A 20,557-nucleotide genomic window follows, 5' to 3' on the forward strand; every position below is an offset into this window, starting at 1 on the left:
GGGCCGGGACCGGCGGTCGGACCGCCCCGCCCCGGCCCGCGCGGCCGGAGGCCGGTCACCAGATCGCGTCGACCCACTCCGGGTGGTCGATGAACGGGTTCCGGTTGTGCTGGTACTTGTCGAATATCACCTGGTTGCGGTGCTTCTCAAAGGCGTCCGGCGGGTCCTGCTTGCTCCACTGCTTCAATACGGAGAGCTTGCCGATGTGCGGCTCGGTGCCGTTGCCGACCTTGTCGTTGGGCTCCAGGTCCGGGAAGCCGTCGCCGCCGTCATAACGGACGGCCATGTAGAGGATCATGCGGGCGACGTCGCCCTTGACCGCGTCCCGGGGCTCGAAGGAGTCGTCGTCGGTGAAGTTGCCCGGTGCCTCGGCGACCTCCGTACCGCCCTTGTCGAAGTCCTTGTCGCCGCGGGCGCTGTTGACGGAGACATCGGCCGGGCGCAGGTGGTGGAGGTCGGTGCCGGGGCCGGTGTCGGTGCCGAAGTCGCCATGGGACTTCGCCCAGACGTGTTCGCGGTTCCAGTCGTCCGGACCGCCACCGTTGGCGTCCTTGCTCGCGGACCGGCCGGAGTACAGCAGGATCACGTGCGCGCTGTTGGCCGGGTCCTGGTCGGTGTCCTTGAGCGCGTCCCAGACCTCGTCGTACGTCAGCTTTCCGGTCTGGGTGGTGCTGATGATCCGGTGCAGTGATTCCTTGAGCGCCGGGCCGGTCTTTCCGATGGCGTCCTTGTAGTACGTGTCGCCATACGACGCGGCGTCATGCGACATGGCGCTATGCGAGGTGGCGTCATACGACGTGGCGTCAAATGCCCGGATGGAATGGGGCGAGTGCGGGCTGATGGGCGCGGCAGCGGCATTGCGGTGTCCGGCCACGGTGGCCGTCGCACTGGCCGGGACCTGTACGACCACCGCCGTCAGCACCGTTCCGGTGGCGAGAGCCAGTGCGGTACGGGCGCGACGGGTCACGCGAGTGGTGTCCACGAAGGGTGTCCTCTCCCCGAATTGTGGCGCCGAGTCGCGAAATGTGGGGGCGCGACCCGCGCCGGCCGTTGGGAAACACGGCCGCAGGGCAGCTTTCCATTGCAGGAATCATCACGGTGTGAACAGCGAGGGAGGGTTATGTGCGCACTCCGTGGCGATCACCGAATTCCGCCGAAAACGCAGCACTGCCGTCGATACCCGATCGTATGCGCGCGGCCAAGTGCTGCGACGCGGGCGAGTTGACGCCCCCGCCCGCTTACCTCGACCGGAATTCAGAACTCGGTTTGTCCCACACCCATGCGTAGCGCCACAGCAGATGGCGGCTGACGCGACTGCCCGGCAGCATGTCCTGTGCAGCGCGCCGGATCTCACTCCACGTCATGTCGGGATCCTGCACCGGCAGGCCCGACGGTCCGGAATTTCCGCCGTGGCGCCGGGCGAGGATCCAGGAGGCGGGTAGGCCCGCCCCGCTGATGAGCCAGTCCAGTGGCGTCCCGTTGTTCGCCAGGCCGATGACGACGAGGCGCCCGCCGGGCGTGAGCAGAGCAGCCATCCGGCGGACCGCGGCTGTGAAGTCCAGGTGATGGAGTACGGCCACGGCGGAGAGGAAGTCGTACCTGCCGGGAAGAACGCCGTCCGCCGCCGTCATGAAGTCCGCCTCGACGAAGGTGACATTCGGGGTCCGGGCTCCGGCCTCGCGGGCCAGCCGAATCATCGCCGGCGAGCGGTCCACGCCGGTCACCTCGGGAATCCGCCGCGCGAGTTTGCGGGCCAGCAGGCCGTCGCCGCATCCGATGTCCAGCGCCCGGGTGCAGCCGTCCGGCACGGCGCCCAGCACGAGCCGGTGATAGTGCACATTGTGATTCCAGTACGGGTTCGGTAGTTCTTCCGGGCTCGGCATGCGGCCACGCTAGCGAAACAACCGGCGCACATTGGCCTTATCGGGTGAACTCGCACTTCACTCGCAACCGGACGGGCATGGTCCGGCTTCCGAAGAACTGACACCTTGTTCATCGAATGCCCCGAACCGCCGAATCCCCTCGAACCCGAATTACCCGAATCCCCTCCAACCCTTCGGACCGTGAGTTGTGGAGGCCCCCATGTCGCAGTACCGCCCCACTCCCCCGCCGTACGGTGCCACGCCGGGCTATGTGCTCGCTCCCCCGCGCCCCGAGGAGCGTCTCGGTGCGCCGGCGAACCCACAGGAGCGCCCGTCCGCGTACGCCGCGGACCCCGTTCTCCCACCGCCCCGCCCGGAGGACCGGCTGCACTTCGAGCCGCTGCTCCCGCAGGACCGGCCGCCGGCTCCGCCGCGCCCCGAGGAGCAGCGGCAGGGACCGGTGGCGATGCCCGACCGCCGCCGGCAGGAGCTCCAGGCCGCGCTGACCGCGGCGGGCGTCGCTCCCGCCGACGGCGATCTGACGGCCCTGACGGAGATCGCGAGCCTGGGCGACGCCACGGTCGCCGCCGTCATCGGCTGGCTCGGGGCCGCCGCCCGGGCGTCCTGGCCGCGGCCCCGAGCAGTGTGACGGAGCGCGCTGCCCGGGTCAGCGCAGCCCGGGCAGACTGCGCAGCTCAGCGACCTTCAGGACGCGGGCCAGGAGCACGAAGGCCACCGCCATGGCGAGGCCGCCGGCGGCCAGGGCCGGCACGGAGGCCCAGCCCGCCGGGACGGACACGCCGGAGCAGGCACCGGCCACGAGCCGGCCCAGCACGGCAGCCGCGGCCGCGGCGAGGGCCAACTTGCCGTAGGTACGGCACAGCCGCCGGCCGTCGAGGCGTCCGGCGAGCCGGCGGCGCAGCAGCACCACGGTGAGCAGCAGCCCGGCTCCGTAGGCGACGGCGTAGGCGGCGGCCATCCCGATGACCGCCCAGCGGGCGGGCAGCCAGAGGTGGCAGGCCACGGCCAGGCCGATGTTGACGGCGGCGATGCACAGCGCCGTCCAGAACGGCGTCCGGGTGTCCTCGAAGGCGTAGAAGCCGCGCAGCAGCAGGTACTGGGCGGAGAACGGGATCAGCCCGAGCCCGAAGGCCTGCAGCATCTGCCCGGCGGGCACGGCCGACGCCGCGTCCACGGCACCGTGTGCGAACAGGAGTTGAGCGGTCTGCGGGCCGAGCGCGAGGAAGAAGAAGGCGGCCGGGACGATGAGGACCCCGCTGATCCGCAGCCCGTGGGAGAGGTCGGCGCGCATGTCGTCCAGGCGGTGTTCGGCGACCGCCCGGCTCATCCGTGGCAGCAGCGCGGTCACCAGCGAGACGGTGATGACCGACTGCGGCAGCACCCAGATGCCCTGGGCAAGGCTGTAGCCGGTGTATCCGACGCCTCCGGTGGGGAGTTGCTGGTCCGCGGCGCCGGCGAAGTGGGTGACGACGGTCATCGCGGCCAGGTTGGCGAGCACCAGCAGCAGGGTCCACCGGGCGGCCCCGATGCTCTTGCGCAGACCGTTGCCGCGCCAGTCGAAGCGCGGCCGGAAGCGGAAGCCGGAAGCGCGGACGAAGGGGATCAGGGCCAGTCCCTGGACGGCGATACCGCCCGTGGTGACGAGGCCCAGGAAATCGACCTGACCCGGGGTGATGTCCTCGATGCGGTCCGGGCCGGCCAGCAGGCCGAGGTAGAGGCCGAACATCGTGATCAGCACGACGTTGTTGAGCACCGGCGTCCACATCATCGCGCCGAACTTGCTCCGGGCGTTGAGGACTTGCCCGAGGATGAAGAACAGGCCGTAGAAGAAGATCTGCGGCAGCAGGAAGCGGGCAAAGACCACGGTGAGCTCGAAGGCGGCGTGGTTCTCGGGGGTGTCGCTCGTGTAGACGGCGACGATCTGCGGCGCGGCCCAGACCGACAGCACGGTACCGGCCGCGAGGACGCTCAGGACCAGGGTGACCAGGCGTTGTTCATAGGCGCGGCCGCCGTCCGGGTGCTCGGCCCTGGCCCGTACCAGCTGCGGCACCAGCACCGAATTGAGCGCGCCGCCGATCATCAGGGTGTAGATGCCCATCGGGATGGTATTGGCCATGTTGTACGTGGTGGCGAGCAGTCCGGTACCGAGCGCGCCCGCCTGGAGCATCGCGCGGATCAGTCCGGTGGCCCGCGAGGCCACGGTTCCCAGCGCCATCAGGAGCGAGGAGCGTCGCAGCCCGCCACCCGGGCCCTCCCCCGTGCTCGCGGCGGGGCGGCCCTGCCCCGGCTGCGACGTATGCCCTTCCAGCTCCGCCGCGCCGTCTGGCTCCGGTCCGCCGCCGGATATCTCCTCGTCCGCCGAGCGGTCCGGCAGGCGTAGCGGCAGTGTGTCGTGCGGTGTCTGCGATGTGTGTGGTGTCCCCTCCAGCATTCCGTCAATCTACGGGGAATCAGGGGCGGACCTGGACCGCTGGGGTCTCGCCCGCGCGCGGGCCGGCCGCGCGGCGGGCAGCGGGCGGGCGCGGTCCGGGTCGAGGAGCGGGGCGAGCAGATCGCCGTGGCGGGCGAGGCGCGCGGCGATCTCGCCGAAGAGGAAGGTCAGGTGCCGCGGGTCGGTGCAGTCGGCGATCTCTTCCCAGGTGACCGGGGCGGAGACGGTGGGGGTGTCGCGGGCCCGCAGGGTGTAGGCGGCCGCGGTGGTCTTGGCGGCGGCGTTCTGGGAGAAGTCGATGAAGACCTTGCCGGGGCGCAGCGTCTTGGTCATCTTGTGCACGACGAGTTCCGGGAGGGCCGCCGCGGCCTCGACGGCGAGGGTCTTGGCGTAGGCAGTGGTCCGCTCGGCCGGGGTGGGCTCGACGGGCACGACGAGGTGCAGCCCCTTGGCCCCGCTGGTCTTGGCGTGGACGTCCAGGCCGTCGGCCGCCAGCCGGTCGTGCAGCCACTGGGCCGCGGTGCAGCACTCCACGATGGTGGCCGGGGCTCCGGGATCGAGGTCGAAGACGAGCCGGTCGGCGATGCCCGGTGCCCCGCACGTCCACTGCGGGGTGTGCAGCTCGACGACCAGGTTCGCGGCCCAGACGAGCGAGGGCAGGTCCTGCAGCAGCACCTGGCGGGTGGGCCCGGACGTCGAATGGGGGACCTCGCACGTCTTCACCCAGGAGGGTGCGCCGGGCGGCACGTTCTTGGTGAAAAAGCGCTGGCCGTCCGGCCCGTCGGGGTAGCGCAGGAAGGACAGCGGCCGGTCGCGGAGGTGGCTGAGCAGCGGATCTGCGGTGGTGGTGCAGTAGTGCAGCACCTCACCCTTGGTGGTGCCGGTCCCCGGATAGAGGACCTTGTCCAGGTTGGTCAGCGAGAGGCGCCGCCCCTCCACGACGGTGATCGGCGACATACCATGAGAATCCCACACAAGGGATGAAAGATGCGTTCTATCTGGAATGGGTCCATATCGTTTGGCCTGGTCACCATCCCGGTGAAGACCTACAGCGCCACCGACCGCACCTCGTCGGTCTCCTTCGTGCGCATTCACGAGAAGGACGGTGCGCCGGTCCAGTACCGGAAGATCTGCGAGCTGGACGGCAACGAGGTCCCGAACGAAGAGGTCGGCAAGGGCTACCAGCCGCCCGGCGACGACACCATCGTGCCGATCACCGACGACGATCTGTCACAGCTGCCGATGCCGACCGCCAAGACGCTGTCGATCCTGTCGTTCGTCGACCCCACCGAGATCGATCCGCTCCAGATGGACAAGTCCTACTACCTGGCGCCCAACGGAGCGTCCGCCGCCAAGCCGTACACGCTGCTGCGGGAGGCACTGGAACACCACCGGAAGGTCGCGATCGGCAAGGTGGCGATGCGGGGGCGGGAGTCGCTGGCGATGCTGCGGGCGCACGACGGGGCACTGGTGATGCATCAGCTGCTGTGGCCGGATCAGATCCGGCCCGCCACCGAGGTGGTGCCCGACGACGTCGAGATCCGCGAGAACGAGATGACGCTGGCCGAGACCCTGATGGACTCCCTGGGCGAGCTGGATCCCGCCGAACTCCACGACGACTACCGCGAGGCCGTGGAGGAGCTGGTCGCCGCCAAGCTGGAGGGCACGGAGCCGGTCGCCCCCGCGTCCGGCGCCCAGGTCATCGATCTGACGGCGGCCCTGGAGAAGAGCGTGCGGGCGGCGCAGGGCGAGGACACCGGCGCGGAGTCGGAGTCGGCGTCCGTGACCCCCCTGCGGGGACGCAAGGCCGCGAAGAAGAGCGCGGCGGGCTCGGGCACCGCCAAGAAGAGCGGTACCGGGCAGCAGGCCACAGCGCGGAAGACCGGCGCGGCCACCAAGAAGGCCCCCGCGAAGAAGTCGGCGGAGACGAAGACGGCAGCGAAGAAATCCGCGGCCGCCACGTCCGGGAAGTCATCGAAGAGCACCGCCAAGAAGACCGCCGCCAAGAAAACCACGGCCAAGAAGACGGGCAAGCGGTCGTCCGCATAGGGCCGTCGGGTCGTCTCTCCCGTGGGGCGGGAGCACCTCTCCCGTCGGCGCCCGTTCTAGAGTCGGGGTATGGCTTCAGACGAGGGGACCACCCGCATCGACAGCTGGATCTGGTCCGTACGGCTCACCAAGACGCGTTCGCTGGCCGCGGCGGCCTGTCGTGCGGGGCACGTACGGGTCAACGGTGAGCGGGTGAAGCCGGCGCACGGCGTGCACAACGGCGACGAGGTGCGGCTGCGGCACGCCGGCCGGGAGCGGATCGTGGTGGTCTCGCGGCTGGTGCGCAAACGGGTGGGCGCGGCCATCGCCGCGGAATGCTACGTCGACAACAGTCCGCCGGCCCCGCCGCGCGAGGAGGTCCCGGTGATCGCGCTGCGCGACCGCGGTGCCGGCCGCCCCACCAAGCGCGAGCGCCGCGAGATCGACCAGCTGCGCGGCCACTGAGGCGACCGGATCCGCGGTTCGGACGCCGGGCGGCCGCGGAGCGCGTGCCCGGCCTGATCCGAACGACAGACCCTAGGCCGGCGGCAGCGCGTCGAGATAGACCCACTGGCCGGCCTCGCGGACGAAGCGGCTGTGCTCGTACTGGCTGTCCGCGTGGCCGTGCAGGGTGTAGTGGGCGCGGAATTCCACCGTGCCTTCGGTGTGGAAGGCACTGCCGCCGGTCGTGCCGAGGATGTCGAGTCCGGTCCACCGCTGCGCCGCGTCGAGTTCGAGGCTGCCCGGCCGGGTCGTCGGGTGCCAGGTGCGCAGCAGATATCCGGTGTCACCGACGGCGAAGGCGCTGTACCGCGAGCGCATCAGGCGCTCCGCGGTCGGGGCGGTGGCCCGTCCCTGGTGGAAGGCGGCACAGCAGTCGCGGTAGGCCGCGGCGCGTCCGCAGGGGCAGGGCGAGTCGGGGGTGACGGGGGCCGGGCGGCGGGGCGTGTTCTTCGGTTTCGGCACCCCACGATTGTGCCGGGTGGGCCGGATCGGTCCGCGACACGCCGGGCATCCGCCGGAGCGGCCCACGCAGAAGGTGCGCCCATCCAGGGAATTTCAACGATAAATCACCCAATTGCAGCTTTTGGTGGCTTGGTCCGTGCTGTGAGGCTGGAAGAACTCATGGTGACCGTCCCCACCACCCAGGAGAGAACCCCATGATTCTGTCCATCTCCGGCGTCGTCCTGCTCGGTGTCATCGTCTTCCTCTTCTTCCGCAAAGACGGCCTGAAGCTGTCCCACGCCCTGGTCTCCGCGCTCTTCGGGTTCTACCTCGCCAGCTCCGCCATCGCGCCCAGCATCAAGGCCGGTGGGGCGAGCCTGGCCAACCTCCTCGGGGGGATCAAGATCTAGCCCGTCCGCGGTTCTCGTCCGGCGCTCCCGTCCGGAGTTCTCGTCCGGCGCCACCCCACCGGTCCCGCCCGAACGGGCCGCGCCTGCTCCCGTCCGGGCGGCTCCGTGTGCAGCCCGTTCCCCGGCTCGCCGCCCACACCGAGCCCTCACGACCCCCGCACGAGCAACAGGAGAAGACGTGGCCCGGCGCCCCCTGCCCCGCATCCTGACCAGCGGCCAACCCCTCGCCCGCATGGCCAACAGCGCCTCCCTCGCCCGCAGCCGCGAACTGGCGCGCACCGCCGCCGACAGCGCCTCCGACGTGTTCCACCCGCTGATCATCATCGCCCGGGGGCTGCGCCGGCTGGGCGCGGCCGGCCGTGGACGCTGGGTCGCCACCCCCAGGGAGCACCGCGGCCCGATGGCCTTCTTCGTCGGGGCGTGCGTACTGGTCGTGTGCCTGGTGCCGTACGGGCCGCTGCTCGCCCTGATCACGCTGATGGGTGCGGGGGCCTGGGCGGGGCGGGAGCGTACGCCGGTGGAGACCGGCCCCGGTGAGGCTGCGACCGAGCGGCTGCGCGCGCTGTACGAGGCGCTGGTGCCGTACCTCTCCGTCGACGGTGACCCCAGCCCCCTGTACGCGCCCGACGGTGACTGGGAGCGGGCCTTCCCCGAGTACGCCTTCGACGACAGCGGGCGGCTCGAACGGTTGCAGCTGAAGTACCCGGCGTACTTCACCGACGGCGAGGACAGCGCCCGGGCCCGCATCGAGCAGGTGCTGTACGCCAAGGCCGGACGCGGCCGGGAGTACCACTTCTCCTGGGACGAGCTGACGAATCAGCTCACCCTGACCGCCCTGGGCCCGCTGCCCACCGACATCGCCGCCCAGCGCTTCGTCACCTCGCCGGGTGAGCTGGTGCTCGGGTTCACCGATCCGGGCTTCGTCCAGCGGACCCTGCCGGTCACCGGCGGGGAGGAGACGCGGGATGCGCCGCCGGTGGTCTGGCGCACCGGCCCGCGCTCCACCGAACCGCATCTGCTCGCCCTGGGGCAGCCGGGGACGGGCGCCACGACGCTGCTGCGCTCGCTCGCCCTCCAGGCGCTGCAGCACGGCGATGTGCTGGTCATCGACGGCGGCGGCACCGGCGAGTACGGGTGTCTGGCCGGGCGTCGTGGGGTGCTGGGAGTGGAGAGCGGGCTGGCGGGCGCGCTGGCGACGCTGGAGTGGGCCTCCCACGAGACCGAGCGGCGGCTGATCACGGCGAACCGCGCGCGGCAGGCCGGCCGGCCCGCGCCGGAGGACACCCGGCGACCGCTGTGGATCATCGCGGACCGTCCCACTGCGCTGGCCCACATCGCGTCCGCGGAGGGCCGGGAGGATCCGCAGGAGTGGCTCCGGGTGCCGCTGCGGCACGGCCGGGCCGCCCACGTCACGGTCGTCGTGGCCGAGCATTTCGAGAGCGCGGAGCTGCTGAGCGAGCCGGTGCGGGCGCACACCAAGGCCCGGGTGGTGCTCGGCCCCGCCACGGCCGAAGAGGTACGGGCGGTGCTCGGGGCGCCGCCGCACACCACGCCGATCGCGCAGGTGCCGCCGGGGCGCGGCTATGTGCGCCTGGGGACCGCTGCCGTGCTGCGGCTCCAGGTGCCGGCCACCCCCGACCCGCTCGACGACGCCACCGGTCGGGCGCACCGCGAGGCCGTCCTTGCGCTGCTGCCGGAGCGTACGGTCCCGGCCGACGGAGCCGGTCCCGCCGAGCTGGTGGACGCACCGCAACCCGTGGACGTGCGCAAAGCGGGAGACGTCCGCACGGCGGGAGACATGCGTAAGACGGAAGACGTCCGCGCCGCGGGAGACGCCAAGACGGCGGGAGACGCCAAGACGGGAGACGTCCGCAAGCTGGAAAACGTCCGTAAGCCGGTGGACGTCCGCAAGCCGGTGGACGTCCGCAAGGTGGAGACCCGGAAGTCCGGGGGCGCGGCCGCCGTGGAGCCGGCGGACGGGCCCGCCGCGGCCGAGGGGGCGACGCAGGACGGGGAAGACGGGTCCGCCGGCGAACCGGTGGGGGCGGCTGTCCGCGCGGCACCCAGCAAGGGCGGCGAACCCCGGGTGGTCAACGGGTCGACGGACGCGTCCCGGCCGGAGGGCTGAGGCTCAGCCGCCCGGCGGCCGCATACCCGCCCTGCGGTCAGGCCACAAAGGCGTGCCGGGTCTCCGTCTCCACCGGCGCACCCGTCGCAACCAGCCGCGCGGCGCCGGCCAGCCGGACCGCGGCCTCGTCGGCGACGGCCCCGCTGACCGTGAACGGCAGCCGTACGAAGCCCTCGAAGGCACCGTCCACACCGAACCGCGGGCCGGAAGGCACCCGCACCCCGAGCCGCTCCCCCGCCTCGGCGATCCTGGAACCGGAGAGTCCGCCGGTACGCGCCCACAGCGTGAGCCCACCGCGGGGAACGCTGAACTCCCAGTCGGGGAGGTGGCGTTGCAGGGCTCCGACAATCGCGTCGCGGTTCTCGCGGGCCTGCTCCCGACGGATCTCGACGGCCTCTTCCCAGCCGCCGCCCTTCAGGAGCGAGGCGATGGCGAGCTGTTCCAGGACCGGTGAGCCGAGGTCGGAGTAGGCGCGGGCGGCGACCAGACTGCGGATGATGTCGGGCGCGGCGCGCACCCAGCCGATCCGCATCCCGGCCCAGAACGCCTTGCTCGCCGAGCCGACGGTGATCACCGCGCTGCCCGCGGGGTCGAAGGCGCAGACCGGGCGCGGCGGCTCGGGGTCCTGGTCCAGCTGGAGTTCGGTCATGGTCTCGTCGACGACGAGCAGCGTGCCGGCCGACTTGGCGGCGTCGACCAGGCGGCGGCGCTGGTCGTCGGTGGCGAGGGTGCCGGTGGGGTTGTGGAAGTCGGCGACGACATAGGCCATCCGGGGCGCGGCATCGCGCATCACCTGGCGCCAGACGGGGATGTCCCAGCCGGCCAGCCGCTCCCCGAGGGCCACCGGGACGAGCCGGGCGCCGGCGTCCCGCATCAGCTGGAGGATGTTGGCGTACGACGGGGAGTCGACGGCCACCCGCTCGCCGGGGCTCGTACACAGCCGGCAGATCGCGGCCACCGCGCCCATCGCGCCTGTGGTCACCATGATCTGTTCGGGCATGGTGGGGATGCCGCGGGCGGTGTAGCGGTCGGCGAGGGCCTGGCGCAGGACCGGCAGGCCGGCGGGGTAGTCGCCGTGGGTGTGGGCGTAGAGCGGGAGGTCGGCCATGGCGCCCTGGACGGCGCGGGTGAGCCAGGGCTCGGGGGCCGGGAGGGCGGCGCAGCCGAGGTCGATCATGGATCCGGCGGCCTCCGGGGGCAGCGGTTCCAGACCGCGGGTGGGCAGCGGGTTGCCGGCCGGGACGGCGGTCCAACTGCCCGAGCCGCGCCGGGACTCCAGGAAGCCCTCGGCCCGCAGCGCTTCGTAGGCGGCGGCGACGGTGGTGCGGCTGACGCCGAAGGCCGCGGCCAGTTCGCGTTCGGCGGGCAAGCGAGCGGCGACCGGTATCCGGCCCTCCAGTACGAGCAGGCGCACACCGTCGGCGAGGCTGCGGTAGGCGGGCAACCGGCGCCCGCCGACCGCGAGTTGTGCGTCGTACGGGTCCTGCGACCGGAGCAGGCGGGCGAGTTGGGGCGCGCCTACCGCTGAAGTCCACTGAGCCATGAAGATCAGTCCACCTTCCCCGAATTGGCTCTACTTCCCGAGCCCGGACATGCCACATGGTGTCACGCGTCGGTCCAATCCTGCCAGGAGGGGGAAGAGTCGTGTCCATGATCAAGGAAGCCGGCCCGGGGAGGGCCCTGCTGGCACGCCGGCTGTTCCAGCTGTACACGGGACTGTCGCTGTACGGCGTGAGCATGGGACTGATGGTCCGCGCGGACCTGGGCCTGGAGCCATGGAGCGTGCTCAACCAGGGCATATCCCGGCATACGGGACTGACGATCGGTACGGTCACCATTGTCTCCGGTGCGCTGATCCTGCTGCTGTGGATCCCGCTGCGCCAGCGTCCCGGGCTGGGCACGGTGTCCAACGTGGTGATCCTCGGGCTGGTGATGGACGCGACGCTGGCCGTGACCCCGGAGCCGGCCTCGCTGGGTGCCCGTATTCCGCTGCTGGCGTTCGCCGTCGTCCTCAACGGTGCCGCGACCGGCCTCTACATCTCCGCCCGCTTCGGCCCGGGGCCGCGCGACGGGCTGATGACCGGGCTGCACCAGCGCACCGGCCGCCCGGTGCGGCTGGTGCGGACCTGCATCGAGGTGACGGTGCTCGCGGTCGGCTATCTGCTCGGCGGGTCCCTCGGGGCCGGCACGGTGGTCTATGCGCTGGCCATCGGGCCACTGGCACAGTTCTTCCTGCGCCGCTTCGCGATCAAGGACCTGACCGGGGAGCCGTCCCCCGTGGTGGCCCGCGGAGGGACTTCACCTGAGCGCGCCATACTGCCCGAGTGACCTCAGCGATACGCCCCCGCCACGCCTATCTCGACCACCCCGCGCCGCTGCCCTTCGCCCACCGCGGCGGTGCCGCCGAGGGCCTGGAGAACACCGCCGCCGCCTTCCGGCGCGCGGTGGCCCTCGGCTACCGCTATCTGGAGACCGATGTGCACGCCACATCGGACGGACACCTCGTCGCCTTCCACGATCCGACGCTCGACTGCGTCACCGACACCCGCGGCGCGATCGAGGCGCTCCCCTGGCGGGCCGTGCGCCGGGCCCGGGTCGCCGGCCGCGAACCGCTGCCGCTGTTCGAGGAGCTCCTGGAGGAGTTCCCCGACGCACGCTGGAACGTCGACCTCAAAGCGGAGGCCGCGCTGCCGCCGCTACTGGACCTGCTGCGCCGCACCAACGCCTGGGACCGGGTGTGCGTCGGTTCGTTCTCGGAGGCCCGGGTGGCACGGACCCAGCGGCTGGCCGGCCGGCAGATGGCGAGCTCGCTCGGTACCCGCGGCGTGGCCGGCCTGCGCCTGCGCTCGTACGGCCGCGGAGCGCTGCCGCTCGACCGGCTGCTGGGCGCGGCGGTGCGGCGCAGCGCGGTCTGCGTCCAGGTCCCCGAGCGGCAGTCCGGCATCCCGGTCGTCGATCCGCTGTTCCTGCGCGCCGCACACGCACTGGGCATGCAGGTCCACGTCTGGACGGTCAATGACGCGGACCGGATGACCGCACTGCTCGACCTGGGCGTGGACGGGATCATGACCGATCACATCGAGACGCTGCGGACGGTACTGACCGAGCGGGGGTGCTGGGTCTGAGCGGGGTGCCGGGGCCGGGGCTGCCGCCCGGCGCCGCGCACCACGCGGCCGGCGCTGGTACGACTGGACCAACAGCGTCTCTTCGACGACCGCGACGACCGGACCGACCGTCTTCGCCGACGAGTGCGGCCGACTGCTTCCTTCCGGATCCTTGCGGATCCTTCCGCCCGGGGCACCCGTGTGGTTCTTCGCGCCGGTCACCGGCACCGGACCGACCCCCGGCCCGAACGGGTTTGCCCGCCGGCGAGGGCGCCGGCAGGCCGGGCGAGCGCGGCGGCCGGAAATCCAATGCCTGACCGGATTTAGCCCCAGGGCGTGCGGGGCGGTAGTGTACGCCTTTGGCTCACCAGGCGGACCGTTACTGCGCGCTCAACCATGCATGGCGCTGGGTGACATCTGCTGCCAGATGTGACAAACCGGGCAATGGTGGGTACAACAAGGGGCGGCACGAAGGAAGGCAGCGGCGCGCAGCGCCTCCATCATGGGCGGTGGTGGGCGACGGGTGGGCGCATCTCCCGATTGCGGGAATCTTCACCGCCGACCGGACGTTGACCGGATGACGACGACAGCGACACCTGTCCTGTGGGCGACAAGCCCGGGAGGCACGATTCATGAGTGAGCGAGCTCTCCGCGGCACGCGACTCGTGGTGACCAGCTACGAGACCGACCGCGGCATCGACCTGGCCCCGCGCCAGGCGGTGGAGTACGCATGCCAGAACGGACATCGATTCGAGATGCCGTTCTCGGTTGAGGCCGAGATTCCGCCGGAGTGGGAGTGCAAGGTATGCGGTGCACCCTCGCTTCTGGTGGATGGCGATGGCCCTGAGGAGAAGAAGGGTAAGCCCGCGCGTACGCACTGGGACATGCTCATGGAGCGACGCACCCGCGAGGAGCTCGAGGAGGTGCTGGCCGAACGGCTGGCCGTCCTGCGCTCCGGCACCATGAACATTGCCGTGCATCCGCGCGACACCAACCGCAAGTCCGCCTGACGGCGGGATTGCACCGAGCAGCACACAAGGGCCGGGGTCACTGCACTGCGCAGTGACCCCGGCCCTTGTTCTGTCCGTGTCCGCGACGCCCTTGTCCGGGTCCGTCCGTGTCCGCGGCTCCCGCCGTCCCGGCGTGCGCCGGGGCTCTCAGCCGGTCAGCGGCGGGTCCTGGCGGCGCGGGGACGGCGGATCGTCGTCGCGGATGACCTCGCCCTGGACGACCTTGCCGTCCGGCCGGTGCATCCGGGCCTGCTGGAAGGCGTCACCGAAGGAGCCCGGGGCGTACTGCGCCCGCCGGGACAGCAGCTTCTCGGCCCGGCGCTGGATCAGCTTTCCGGTCGGCGGGAACAGGCAGAGCAGCCCCAGCGCGTCGGACACCAGCCCCGGCACCATCAGCAGCAGTCCGCCGGCCATCGGGAGCGTATTGCCGCTGCCCGAGGTGGCGTTGCCGGATGACGCGGAGCTGCCGGGTGCCGACGGGGCGCCGCTGCCCTGCATGCTCTCGGTGAGCTTCTGCCAGGCGCGGCGGCCGGCCCGCTTGATCACGTAGCCGCCGATGATCACTCCGGCGATCAGCAACAGCGCGACCGTCAGTCCGCTGGTGGCCCCGGCGACCACGGTCAGCAGCCAGATCTCCAGCACCACCCAGGCGGCGATGCCCAAGGGGATGAACCGGCGGGCGCGCGAACGCTGGGGTGGCCGAGGAGTCGGCGAGGGCGTGGCTCCGAACGTCATGCCTCAAGTGTGCCTGGCCCGTCCCGTCGCCCTCCGTGAGGGTCGCGGGGCGGAACAACTCCGCACGTTCCCGGCACGTCGGGCGGCGTCAGCGGCCGCGGATCTTGTCCACCCGGGAGCCGATCCCCCAGGCGGTGACCCGCCACAGCGCCTCGACGACGATGTCGCGGCTCATCTTGCTGTCGCCCAGTTCCCGTTCGACGAAGGTGATCGGGACCTCGACGACATGAAAGCCGGCCTGTACGGCGCGGCGGGCGAGGTCGACCTGGAAGCAGTAGCCCTGGGAGGCCACATCGTCCAGGCCCAGGCCCTTGAGCGCCTCCGCGCGAAAGGCCCGGAAGCCGCCGGTGAGGTCGCGCAGCGGCAGGTCCAGCACCAGCCGGGAGTACGTGCTGCCCCCGCGGGAGATGAGCTGCCGGTATTTGGGCCAGTTGACGGTGCGCCCACCGGGCACCCAGCGCGAGCCGAGGACAAGATCGGCGCCCTTGAGGGCGGTGAGCAGGCGCGGCAGTTCCTCGGGCTGGTGCGAGCCGTCGGCATCCATCTCGACCAGCACGCCGTAGCCGTTGTCGATGCCCCACCGGAAGCCCGCGAGGTAGGCGGCGCCGAGGCCTTCCTTGCCCTTGCGGTGCAGGACATGGACGTGCGCGTCGTCGGCGGCCAGCTCGTCGGCGAACTTGCCGGTGCCGTCGGGGCTGTTGTCGTCCGCGACCAGGACGTGCGCCTCGGGCACGGCGGCCCGCACCCGCGAGACGATCGGCTTGATGTTCTCCGCCTCGTTGTAGGTCGGAATGATCACCAAGGTGGTGCCGAGCGGACCGTATTGCCGCTGACCGTCTGTCACTGCTGCCCCTTCTCGTCCTTCGTGCGCGCGCGCCTGCCACTGGCCACCGCGGCGGCACAGGACAGCAGGCCCACGATAGCGAGCGCCCACTCAGGAGCGGCTCCGACGCGGTCGGCGAGCGTCGTTTCGTCGCGCAGCGGGATACGCGCGGAGACCACGCCTTGGGTGAACTCGGGGATGCGGTGGGTGACCGTGCCGTCCGGCGCGACCACCGCGCTGATGCCACTGGTGGCGGCGGTGACCACGGCCCGGCCGTGTTCGACGGCGCGCAGCTTGGACATCGCCAGCTGCTGCTCGGGCTGGCCGGTGCGGCCGTAGGTGGCGTTGTTGGTCTGGATGACCAGAGCGCGGGCGCCGGCGCCGACGGTGTCGTGCACGATCTCGTCGTAGGCGACCTCGAAGCAGATGACGTCGCCGAGCCGGGCGGGGCCGAGCTGGAGCACGCCGGTGTGGTTGCCGGGGTAGAAGTCGCGGGGCACCCGCTGGAAGCGCGTGATGATCTTGCTGAGCTGCTCCCGGAACGGGACGTACTCGCCGAACGGCACCGGATGCTGCTTGGTGTAGGAGGCGCCCGGGCCCTTCTTCGGGTCCCAGACGATGCCCTCGTTGAAGACGTACCCCTTCTTGGAGGGGTGGTCGACCAGGGCGCCGACGAGGACGGGCACGCCGATGGCCTTCACGGCCCGGTCGATCCGGTCGTAGGCCTGCGGGTACTGGAACGGGTCGAGGTCGGAGGAGTTCTCCGGCCAGATGACCAGATCCGGCTTCTTGGCCCGGCCGGCCTTGATGTCCGCGGCGAGCTTCTCGGTGGCCGTCGCGTGGTTGTCGAGGATCTTCATCGGGCGGCCCAGGAAGTCCATACCGGCCTGCTGGACGTTGCCCTGGACGATCGCGATGTCCGCGGTGTCGTCGGCCTTCGTGGGGACGGGGACGGCGAAACCGGCCAGAGCCACCGCGGCGGCCAGCCCGAACGCCTCGAAGGCCGGCACGGCCCGGCGCAGGGGCCCCTCGCGGCGCAGCCCCCAGAGGGTGGCGGCGCAGGCGGCGGTCAGCGCACCGGCCAGCGCGACGGCGAAGGTGACCAGCGGGGCGCCACCGAGCGCGGCGAGCGGGGTGAACGGCGAGCCGGTGTGGGCGAACGCCAGCCGGCCCCAGGGGAAGCCACCGAACGGGAGCCGGTCGCGGGCCCACTCCTCGGCGACCCACAGGCAGGCGGTCCACAGCGGCCAGAACGGCAGCCGCGAGGTGACGGCGAGCGCGGCACCCAGCAGCATCACGAACAGCGTCTCGGCGATCGAGAGGCCCACCACCGCGTCCCAGCCGACGACATGCAGCCACTTCAGCAGGATCAGGAAGAACGGCAGCCCGAAGACGAAGCCCGTCCAGGCACCCTGGCGCGCGGTCCGGCCGCGGGTCAGCAGCGACAGCGCGGCGACCGCCGCCAGGGACAGCGGCCACAGGTCGTACGGCGGGAAGGCGAGCCCGAGCGCGAGGCCGGAGACCACCGCGAGGCCGGTGCGCAGCGCCTCACGGCGGGCCAGTGCGGCCAGCCGCCGGGCGCGCCGGGGCCGGGCGGTCACGGCGGTGGCGCCCAACTCCGCGGAGGGCACCGGGCCGTCGGGCGGGGTGCCGCTGACGGCTTCTTCGGTGGTATCGGAACCCGATGGCACGGTCGCGGGCCTTCCTGCAGGTCGTGCGGTAGTGAGCAGACCGTACATCGGGAGGCCCGGGTTGCGGATGCGGGGTGCACAAAAGGTAAAGAAGGCCGCGGGCGGGCCGCGGCGTGGTGCGGATAGGGGCCCGGCGCCCTTCGGGCCGACCTGGGACCCGCTGGCTGCGGGTCGACCGAGAGCCGTTGTCTACTGAGCGTCCGGGCCCCACCCGGGTCGCACCTGCCGATCAGGTGAGACGTTCCGTCGCCCCGTGCCGCTGGTGCTGGACCTGGCTCCCAGTGGTGGCGTGCCCAGTGGCACACCACCCCATGGCCCAGCTGCGTTCGACGACTGCGCGGAGGTCTCCCGGTCGGACGTCCTGTGGTGGACTCGGCCGAACCTACCGGCCGCCGACCGTCTGCTGTCAACAGGTGCTCCGCCTGCGTCGTTTCGCGTCGCCCCAGGTCAGCCCCGAGCACCCTCAGGAGAGCCAAGGAGCGCCAAGCACGGTCCGCGGCGGCACCTGCCCGCGCGATGTCACTCGTTCGGCGGCCCGAAGACCGTTCGCCCGGCGACGACCGTGGTCAGGCACACCGGGAGGTCGTTGCCGGGGGTGAGATCGGGCAGGCCGGGGGTGCCGGAGCGCGGGTCGGTCGACCAGCGTTCCACCCTCTCGTCGGGCGCCTGGACGATCAGCTCGCCGGTGCGCCAGACCGCGTAGTCGGCAGGCGCGCCGGGCACCAGCACGCCCGCGTCGTCGCGGCCGACGGCGCGCCAGCCACCGCGGGTGTGGGCGGTGAACGCGGCGCGCGCGGAGATGCCGTGGGCGCGGGTGCGGTGGAAAACGGCGGCGCGGACGGTGCCCCAGGGGTCGAGCGGGGTGACCGGGCTGTCGGACCCGAGGGCGAGCGGGACACCCGCCTTGAGCAGCGCGGCATACGGGTTGAGGGTGCGGGCCCGGTCGGCGCCCAGGCGGGCGGCGTACATCCCGTCCTCGCCGCCCCAGGCCGCGTCGAAGGCGGGCTGGACGGAGGCGGTCAGGGCCAGCTCGGCGAAGCCGGCGATGGTGCGCTCGGTGAGCATTTCGGCGTGTTCGACGCGGTGCCGGGCGGCCCGGATCCGCCCCAGGCCGACGCGCTCGGCGGCGGCCCGTACGCCGTCGACGACGCTGGTGAGGGCGGCGTCCCCGATGGCGTGGAAACCTGCCTGGATCCCTGCCTCGGTGCAGGCGGCGACATGGGCGGCGACGTCCTCGGCCCGCAGGTGCGCGACGCCGGTGTGGCCGGGGGAGTCTGCGTACGGGGCGTGGAGGTGGGCGGTGTGCGACCCGAGCGAGCCGTCGGCGAACAGATCGCCCGCGGCGCCGATCGCCCCGAGTTCACGGATCCGCTGCGCGTCCTTTGCGGATGCGACCGCCTCGGCCCAGTAGCCGACCACCCGCGGGCCCGCCCCCTCCCGGGCGAGGGCGAGCAGCCCGGTGAAGTCGTCCTCACCGGAGATGTCCGGGCCCGCGCACTCGTGGAGGGTGCCGATACCGAGCGCGGCGGCCCGGGCGAGCGCGGCGGCCTGGGCCTCGGTGCGCTGGGCGGGGGTGAGGGTGGCGTACGCGGCCTTGCGCACCGCGTGGTGGGCGTCACCGGTCAGCGGGGCGTCGGCGCGGAATCCGGTGCGTCCGCGCACGCCGGGCACCAGATCCAGCAGCGCCGTCGTCACGACCGCGGAGTGCACGTCGACCCGGGTGAGATAGAGCGGGCGGCCGCCGGTGGCCTCGTCCAGTTCGGCGCGGGACGGCGGCCGGCCCTCCGGCCAGGCACCGGCGTCCCAGCCGTGCCCGAGCAGGACCCGGTCCGCGGGGCGGGCGTCGGCGTAGGCACGGATCCGGGCCAGCGCCCCGGTCAGGGTGCCGGCGCCGGACAGGTCGAGCCCGGTGAGCGCCAGTCCGGTCGCCGTGGTGTGCACATGTGCGTCCGTGAACGCCGGAGTGACCAGCGCACCGTCGAGCTGCACGACCTCGTCGACGCCGTCGGCGAAGGAGTCGGCCGCCCCCTCCTCGCCGACCCAGGCGATGCGGTCACCCTCCACGACCATGGCGGTGGCGAAGGGGTCCGCGGGGCTGTGCACCTCGCCACCGCGCAGCAGGACAGTGCGGGGCCGGGCCGGGCGGGAAGGGTCCTGCCGGGCCGGGCGGGAAAGGTGCTGGCGGGCAGGGCTGGAGGGGTGCTGCCCGGCCGGTTCGGGAACGTGCGCGCTCATACCGGACAGTTTGGCCCCTGCGCGGGGGTGGGCCGCGCGCGGGGGGCGATCAACGGTCAGATACGCGGCGGGCGGGCCTCGTAGGGCGTGGAGAGCACGACGGTGGTGCGGGTGGAGACACCGGCCAGGGTGCGGATGCGGGTGAGCAGGTGCTCCAGCTCCAGCGGGGTGGCCACCCGGACCTTGAGGATGTAGTTCTCGTCGCCGGCGACGCTGTGGCAGGCCTCCAGCTCGGGCACCTCGGCGAGGCGGTCGGCGATGTCGTCCGGCGCGCTGGGGTCGAAGGGTTTGACCGAGATGAAGGCCGTGAGCGGCAGGCCCACGGCTTCGGGGTCCACGATGGCGGCATAGCCCCGTATGACACCGCGCTGTTCCAAGCGGCGCACCCGCTGGTGCACCGCCGAGGTGGACAGGCCGGTGGCCTTGCCCAGGTCGGTGTAGCTCATCCGCCCGTCCTTGACGAGCAGCTCCACGATTTGTCGGTCCAACTCCTCCACCCGTTCAACCTACTGTGCGCGGGCGCGGATGCGCATCGCGCGCCGGCTCGTGGACACCCTCGCGCCGGGTTGTGTGACCAATGCCACATGGGTGAACCGGTGTCCGCCGGGCGCCCGCGATTATGCGCGCGGCATGAAGGGAATTGCTGGTGGTGGCCAGGACCGCCCGTCACAGGAAGTCAGCGATCCGATCGGCCCACCCGAGGGGGATGGACATCATGCGACGCCTTAAGCAGGAATCCGCTGCCGCGAACGCCGGCGCCCAGGAGGGCGACAGTCTCGGCGCCGTGAGCGAGGACGACACGTTCGACACCTATGAGATCTACCGCGTGACCTGCCCCGACTGCCGCCAGCCGATCGCGCTGCTGGCGGACGAGGACATCCTCCCGGAGCACGCCCGGTGCCCCTCACCGTGGAACCCGTTCGGCCTGACGGTGTGCCAGGGCTCCGGCCGGGCGGTGTCCGAGGCCCCGGAGACCGAGGACACCCTCGACACCCCGCAGGAGCAGGACGCGGCCGTGCTGCTGACCCTGCCGGCCGGCCTGGACTGGCGCCGCCAGCCGTTCTCGCACGTCGGCGGCCCGGGCACCCGGCCGGTGCGGGTGCCGCGGATGCGTCCGCCCGCCTGAGTGCCGCT

General features: G+C 72.1%; 20 protein-coding genes. 9 read left to right on the forward strand and 11 right to left on the reverse strand.

Going from position 1 to position 20,557, the window contains the following annotated elements; genetic code table 11:
• Nucleotides 1–55: 55 nt before the first annotated feature.
• Complete coding sequence (locus EST92_RS01570) at nt 56–982, reverse strand: endonuclease (RefSeq protein WP_129279185.1); 927 nt, start codon at nt 980–982, stop codon at nt 56–58.
• 256 nt (nt 983–1,238) lie between these two features.
• Entirely contained in the window at nt 1,239–1,883 is a 645-nt protein-coding gene (locus EST92_RS01575) for a class I SAM-dependent methyltransferase (protein ID WP_129279186.1), read from the reverse strand.
• Nucleotides 1,884–2,082: 199 nt separating this feature from the next.
• Here EST92_RS01575 and EST92_RS01580 point away from each other — a divergent pair, with 199 nt between their 5' ends.
• A complete protein-coding gene (locus tag EST92_RS01580) occupies nt 2,083–2,511 on the forward strand; it encodes a hypothetical protein (RefSeq protein ID WP_129279187.1) in 429 nt (142 codons plus the stop codon).
• Between the two features lie 18 nt (nt 2,512–2,529).
• On the opposite strand, the gene murJ is transcribed toward EST92_RS01580, so the two are convergent.
• Nucleotides 2,530–4,098 (reverse strand): murein biosynthesis integral membrane protein MurJ, encoded by a 1,569-nt coding sequence (murJ, locus tag EST92_RS01585; protein ID WP_254068402.1) that lies wholly within the window; start codon nt 4,096–4,098, stop codon nt 2,530–2,532.
• A 225-nt stretch (nt 4,099–4,323) separates the two neighbouring features.
• A complete protein-coding gene (ligD, locus tag EST92_RS01590) occupies nt 4,324–5,271 on the reverse strand; it encodes a non-homologous end-joining DNA ligase (protein ID WP_129279189.1) in 948 nt (315 codons plus the stop codon).
• A gap of 30 nt (nt 5,272–5,301) precedes the next feature.
• On the opposite strand from ligD, the gene EST92_RS01595 reads away from it, so the two are divergent.
• Both EST92_RS01595 and EST92_RS01600 read left to right on the forward strand, forming a co-directional pair.
• The gene (locus EST92_RS01595) at nt 5,302–6,363 is read left to right on the forward strand and encodes a Ku protein (protein WP_129279190.1); all 1,062 of its coding nucleotides are present in this window, start codon (nt 5,302–5,304) and stop codon (nt 6,361–6,363) included.
• A 69-nt stretch (nt 6,364–6,432) separates the two neighbouring features.
• Nucleotides 6,433–6,807 carry an RNA-binding S4 domain-containing protein gene (locus EST92_RS01600; protein WP_093487431.1) on the forward strand — a complete coding sequence of 125 codons (375 nt, stop codon included), beginning with the start codon at nt 6,433–6,435 and terminating at the stop codon, nt 6,805–6,807.
• A 72-nt stretch (nt 6,808–6,879) separates the two neighbouring features.
• Here the strand turns inward: EST92_RS01600 and EST92_RS01605 are convergent, their stop codons facing one another.
• On the reverse strand, nt 6,880–7,308 hold the full coding sequence (locus EST92_RS01605) for a YchJ family metal-binding protein (protein WP_129279191.1): 429 nt from the start codon (nt 7,306–7,308) through the stop codon (nt 6,880–6,882).
• Nucleotides 7,309–7,502: 194 nt separating this feature from the next.
• On the opposite strand from EST92_RS01605, the gene EST92_RS01610 reads away from it, so the two are divergent.
• Complete coding sequence (locus EST92_RS01610; RefSeq protein WP_006601706.1) at nt 7,503–7,697, forward strand: hypothetical protein; 195 nt, start codon at nt 7,503–7,505, stop codon at nt 7,695–7,697.
• Nucleotides 7,698–7,875: 178 nt separating this feature from the next.
• Nucleotides 7,876–9,825 (forward strand): hypothetical protein, encoded by a 1,950-nt coding sequence (locus tag EST92_RS01615; RefSeq protein ID WP_129279192.1) that lies wholly within the window; start codon nt 7,876–7,878, stop codon nt 9,823–9,825.
• 37 nt (nt 9,826–9,862) lie between these two features.
• Here the strand turns inward: EST92_RS01615 and EST92_RS01620 are convergent, their stop codons facing one another.
• Nucleotides 9,863–11,368, reverse strand: a complete 1,506-nt coding sequence (locus tag EST92_RS01620) for a PLP-dependent aminotransferase family protein (protein WP_129249253.1) — start codon at nt 11,366–11,368, stop codon at nt 9,863–9,865.
• Nucleotides 11,369–11,475: 107 nt separating this feature from the next.
• Here EST92_RS01620 and EST92_RS01625 point away from each other — a divergent pair, with 107 nt between their 5' ends.
• The 3 genes from EST92_RS01625 (at nt 11,476) to EST92_RS01635 (ending at nt 13,939) form a co-directional block, all read left to right on the forward strand.
• Nucleotides 11,476–12,153: a hypothetical protein gene (locus EST92_RS01625; RefSeq protein ID WP_129279193.1), complete on the forward strand. Its 678-nt coding sequence runs from the start codon at nt 11,476–11,478 to the stop codon at nt 12,151–12,153.
• Nucleotides 12,150–12,950 (forward strand): glycerophosphodiester phosphodiesterase family protein, encoded by an 801-nt coding sequence (locus EST92_RS01630; RefSeq protein ID WP_129279194.1) that lies wholly within the window; start codon nt 12,150–12,152, stop codon nt 12,948–12,950. Before EST92_RS01625 ends, EST92_RS01630 begins: the two co-directional genes overlap by 4 nt.
• A gap of 611 nt (nt 12,951–13,561) precedes the next feature.
• On the forward strand, nt 13,562–13,939 hold the full coding sequence (locus EST92_RS01635) for an RNA polymerase-binding protein RbpA (protein ID WP_006601711.1): 378 nt from the start codon (nt 13,562–13,564) through the stop codon (nt 13,937–13,939).
• A gap of 147 nt (nt 13,940–14,086) precedes the next feature.
• On the opposite strand, the gene fxsA is transcribed toward EST92_RS01635, so the two are convergent.
• From fxsA to EST92_RS01660, 5 genes are all read right to left on the reverse strand, one after another.
• On the reverse strand, nt 14,087–14,674 hold the full coding sequence (fxsA, locus tag EST92_RS01640) for an FxsA family membrane protein (RefSeq protein ID WP_129279195.1): 588 nt from the start codon (nt 14,672–14,674) through the stop codon (nt 14,087–14,089).
• Between the two features lie 88 nt (nt 14,675–14,762).
• A complete protein-coding gene (locus EST92_RS01645; protein ID WP_129279196.1) occupies nt 14,763–15,518 on the reverse strand; it encodes a polyprenol monophosphomannose synthase in 756 nt (251 codons plus the stop codon).
• Nucleotides 15,515–17,188, reverse strand: coding sequence for an apolipoprotein N-acyltransferase (gene lnt / locus EST92_RS01650; RefSeq protein WP_129279197.1), 1,674 nt, complete (start codon nt 17,186–17,188; stop codon nt 15,515–15,517). Before lnt ends, EST92_RS01645 begins: the two co-directional genes overlap by 4 nt.
• 519 nt (nt 17,189–17,707) lie before the next feature.
• Nucleotides 17,708–19,423, reverse strand: a complete 1,716-nt coding sequence (locus EST92_RS01655) for an amidohydrolase (protein ID WP_254068396.1) — start codon at nt 19,421–19,423, stop codon at nt 17,708–17,710.
• Nucleotides 19,424–19,479: 56 nt separating this feature from the next.
• On the reverse strand, nt 19,480–19,920 hold the full coding sequence (locus tag EST92_RS01660) for an Lrp/AsnC family transcriptional regulator (protein ID WP_003984197.1): 441 nt from the start codon (nt 19,918–19,920) through the stop codon (nt 19,480–19,482).
• Nucleotides 19,921–20,129: 209 nt separating this feature from the next.
• Between EST92_RS01660 and EST92_RS01665 the strand changes: the two genes are divergently transcribed.
• Nucleotides 20,130–20,549, forward strand: a complete 420-nt coding sequence (locus tag EST92_RS01665; protein ID WP_129279198.1) for a hypothetical protein — start codon at nt 20,130–20,132, stop codon at nt 20,547–20,549.
• Nucleotides 20,550–20,557: the final 8 nt, after the last annotated feature.

This window comes from Streptomyces sp. TM32 (assembly GCF_004122755.1).
Lineage (GTDB): Bacteria > Actinomycetota > Actinomycetes > Streptomycetales > Streptomycetaceae > Streptomyces > Streptomyces sioyaensis.

Excerpts from the sequence above, each read along its gene's own strand:
- EST92_RS01575 (WP_129279186.1), bottom strand. The coding sequence starts at position 1,883 with ATGCCGAGCCCGGAAGAACTACCGAACCCGTACTGGAATCACAATGTG.
- EST92_RS01580 (WP_129279187.1), top strand. The coding sequence starts at position 2,083 with ATGTCGCAGTACCGCCCCACTCCCCCGCCGTACGGTGCCACGCCGGGC.
- murJ (WP_254068402.1), bottom strand. The coding sequence starts at position 4,098 with ATGGCGCTGGGAACCGTGGCCTCGCGGGCCACCGGACTGATCCGCGCG.
- ligD (WP_129279189.1), bottom strand. The coding sequence starts at position 5,271 with ATGTCGCCGATCACCGTCGTGGAGGGGCGGCGCCTCTCGCTGACCAAC.
- EST92_RS01595 (WP_129279190.1), top strand. The coding sequence starts at position 5,302 with ATGCGTTCTATCTGGAATGGGTCCATATCGTTTGGCCTGGTCACCATC.
- EST92_RS01600 (WP_093487431.1), top strand. The coding sequence starts at position 6,433 with ATGGCTTCAGACGAGGGGACCACCCGCATCGACAGCTGGATCTGGTCC.
- EST92_RS01610 (WP_006601706.1), top strand. The coding sequence starts at position 7,503 with ATGATTCTGTCCATCTCCGGCGTCGTCCTGCTCGGTGTCATCGTCTTC.
- EST92_RS01620 (WP_129249253.1), bottom strand. The coding sequence starts at position 11,368 with ATGGCTCAGTGGACTTCAGCGGTAGGCGCGCCCCAACTCGCCCGCCTG.
- EST92_RS01625 (WP_129279193.1), top strand. The coding sequence starts at position 11,476 with ATGATCAAGGAAGCCGGCCCGGGGAGGGCCCTGCTGGCACGCCGGCTG.
- EST92_RS01635 (WP_006601711.1), top strand. The coding sequence starts at position 13,562 with ATGAGTGAGCGAGCTCTCCGCGGCACGCGACTCGTGGTGACCAGCTAC.
- fxsA (WP_129279195.1), bottom strand. The coding sequence starts at position 14,674 with ATGACGTTCGGAGCCACGCCCTCGCCGACTCCTCGGCCACCCCAGCGT.
- EST92_RS01655 (WP_254068396.1), bottom strand. The coding sequence starts at position 19,423 with ATGAGCGCGCACGTTCCCGAACCGGCCGGGCAGCACCCCTCCAGCCCT.
- EST92_RS01665 (WP_129279198.1), top strand. The coding sequence starts at position 20,130 with ATGGACATCATGCGACGCCTTAAGCAGGAATCCGCTGCCGCGAACGCC.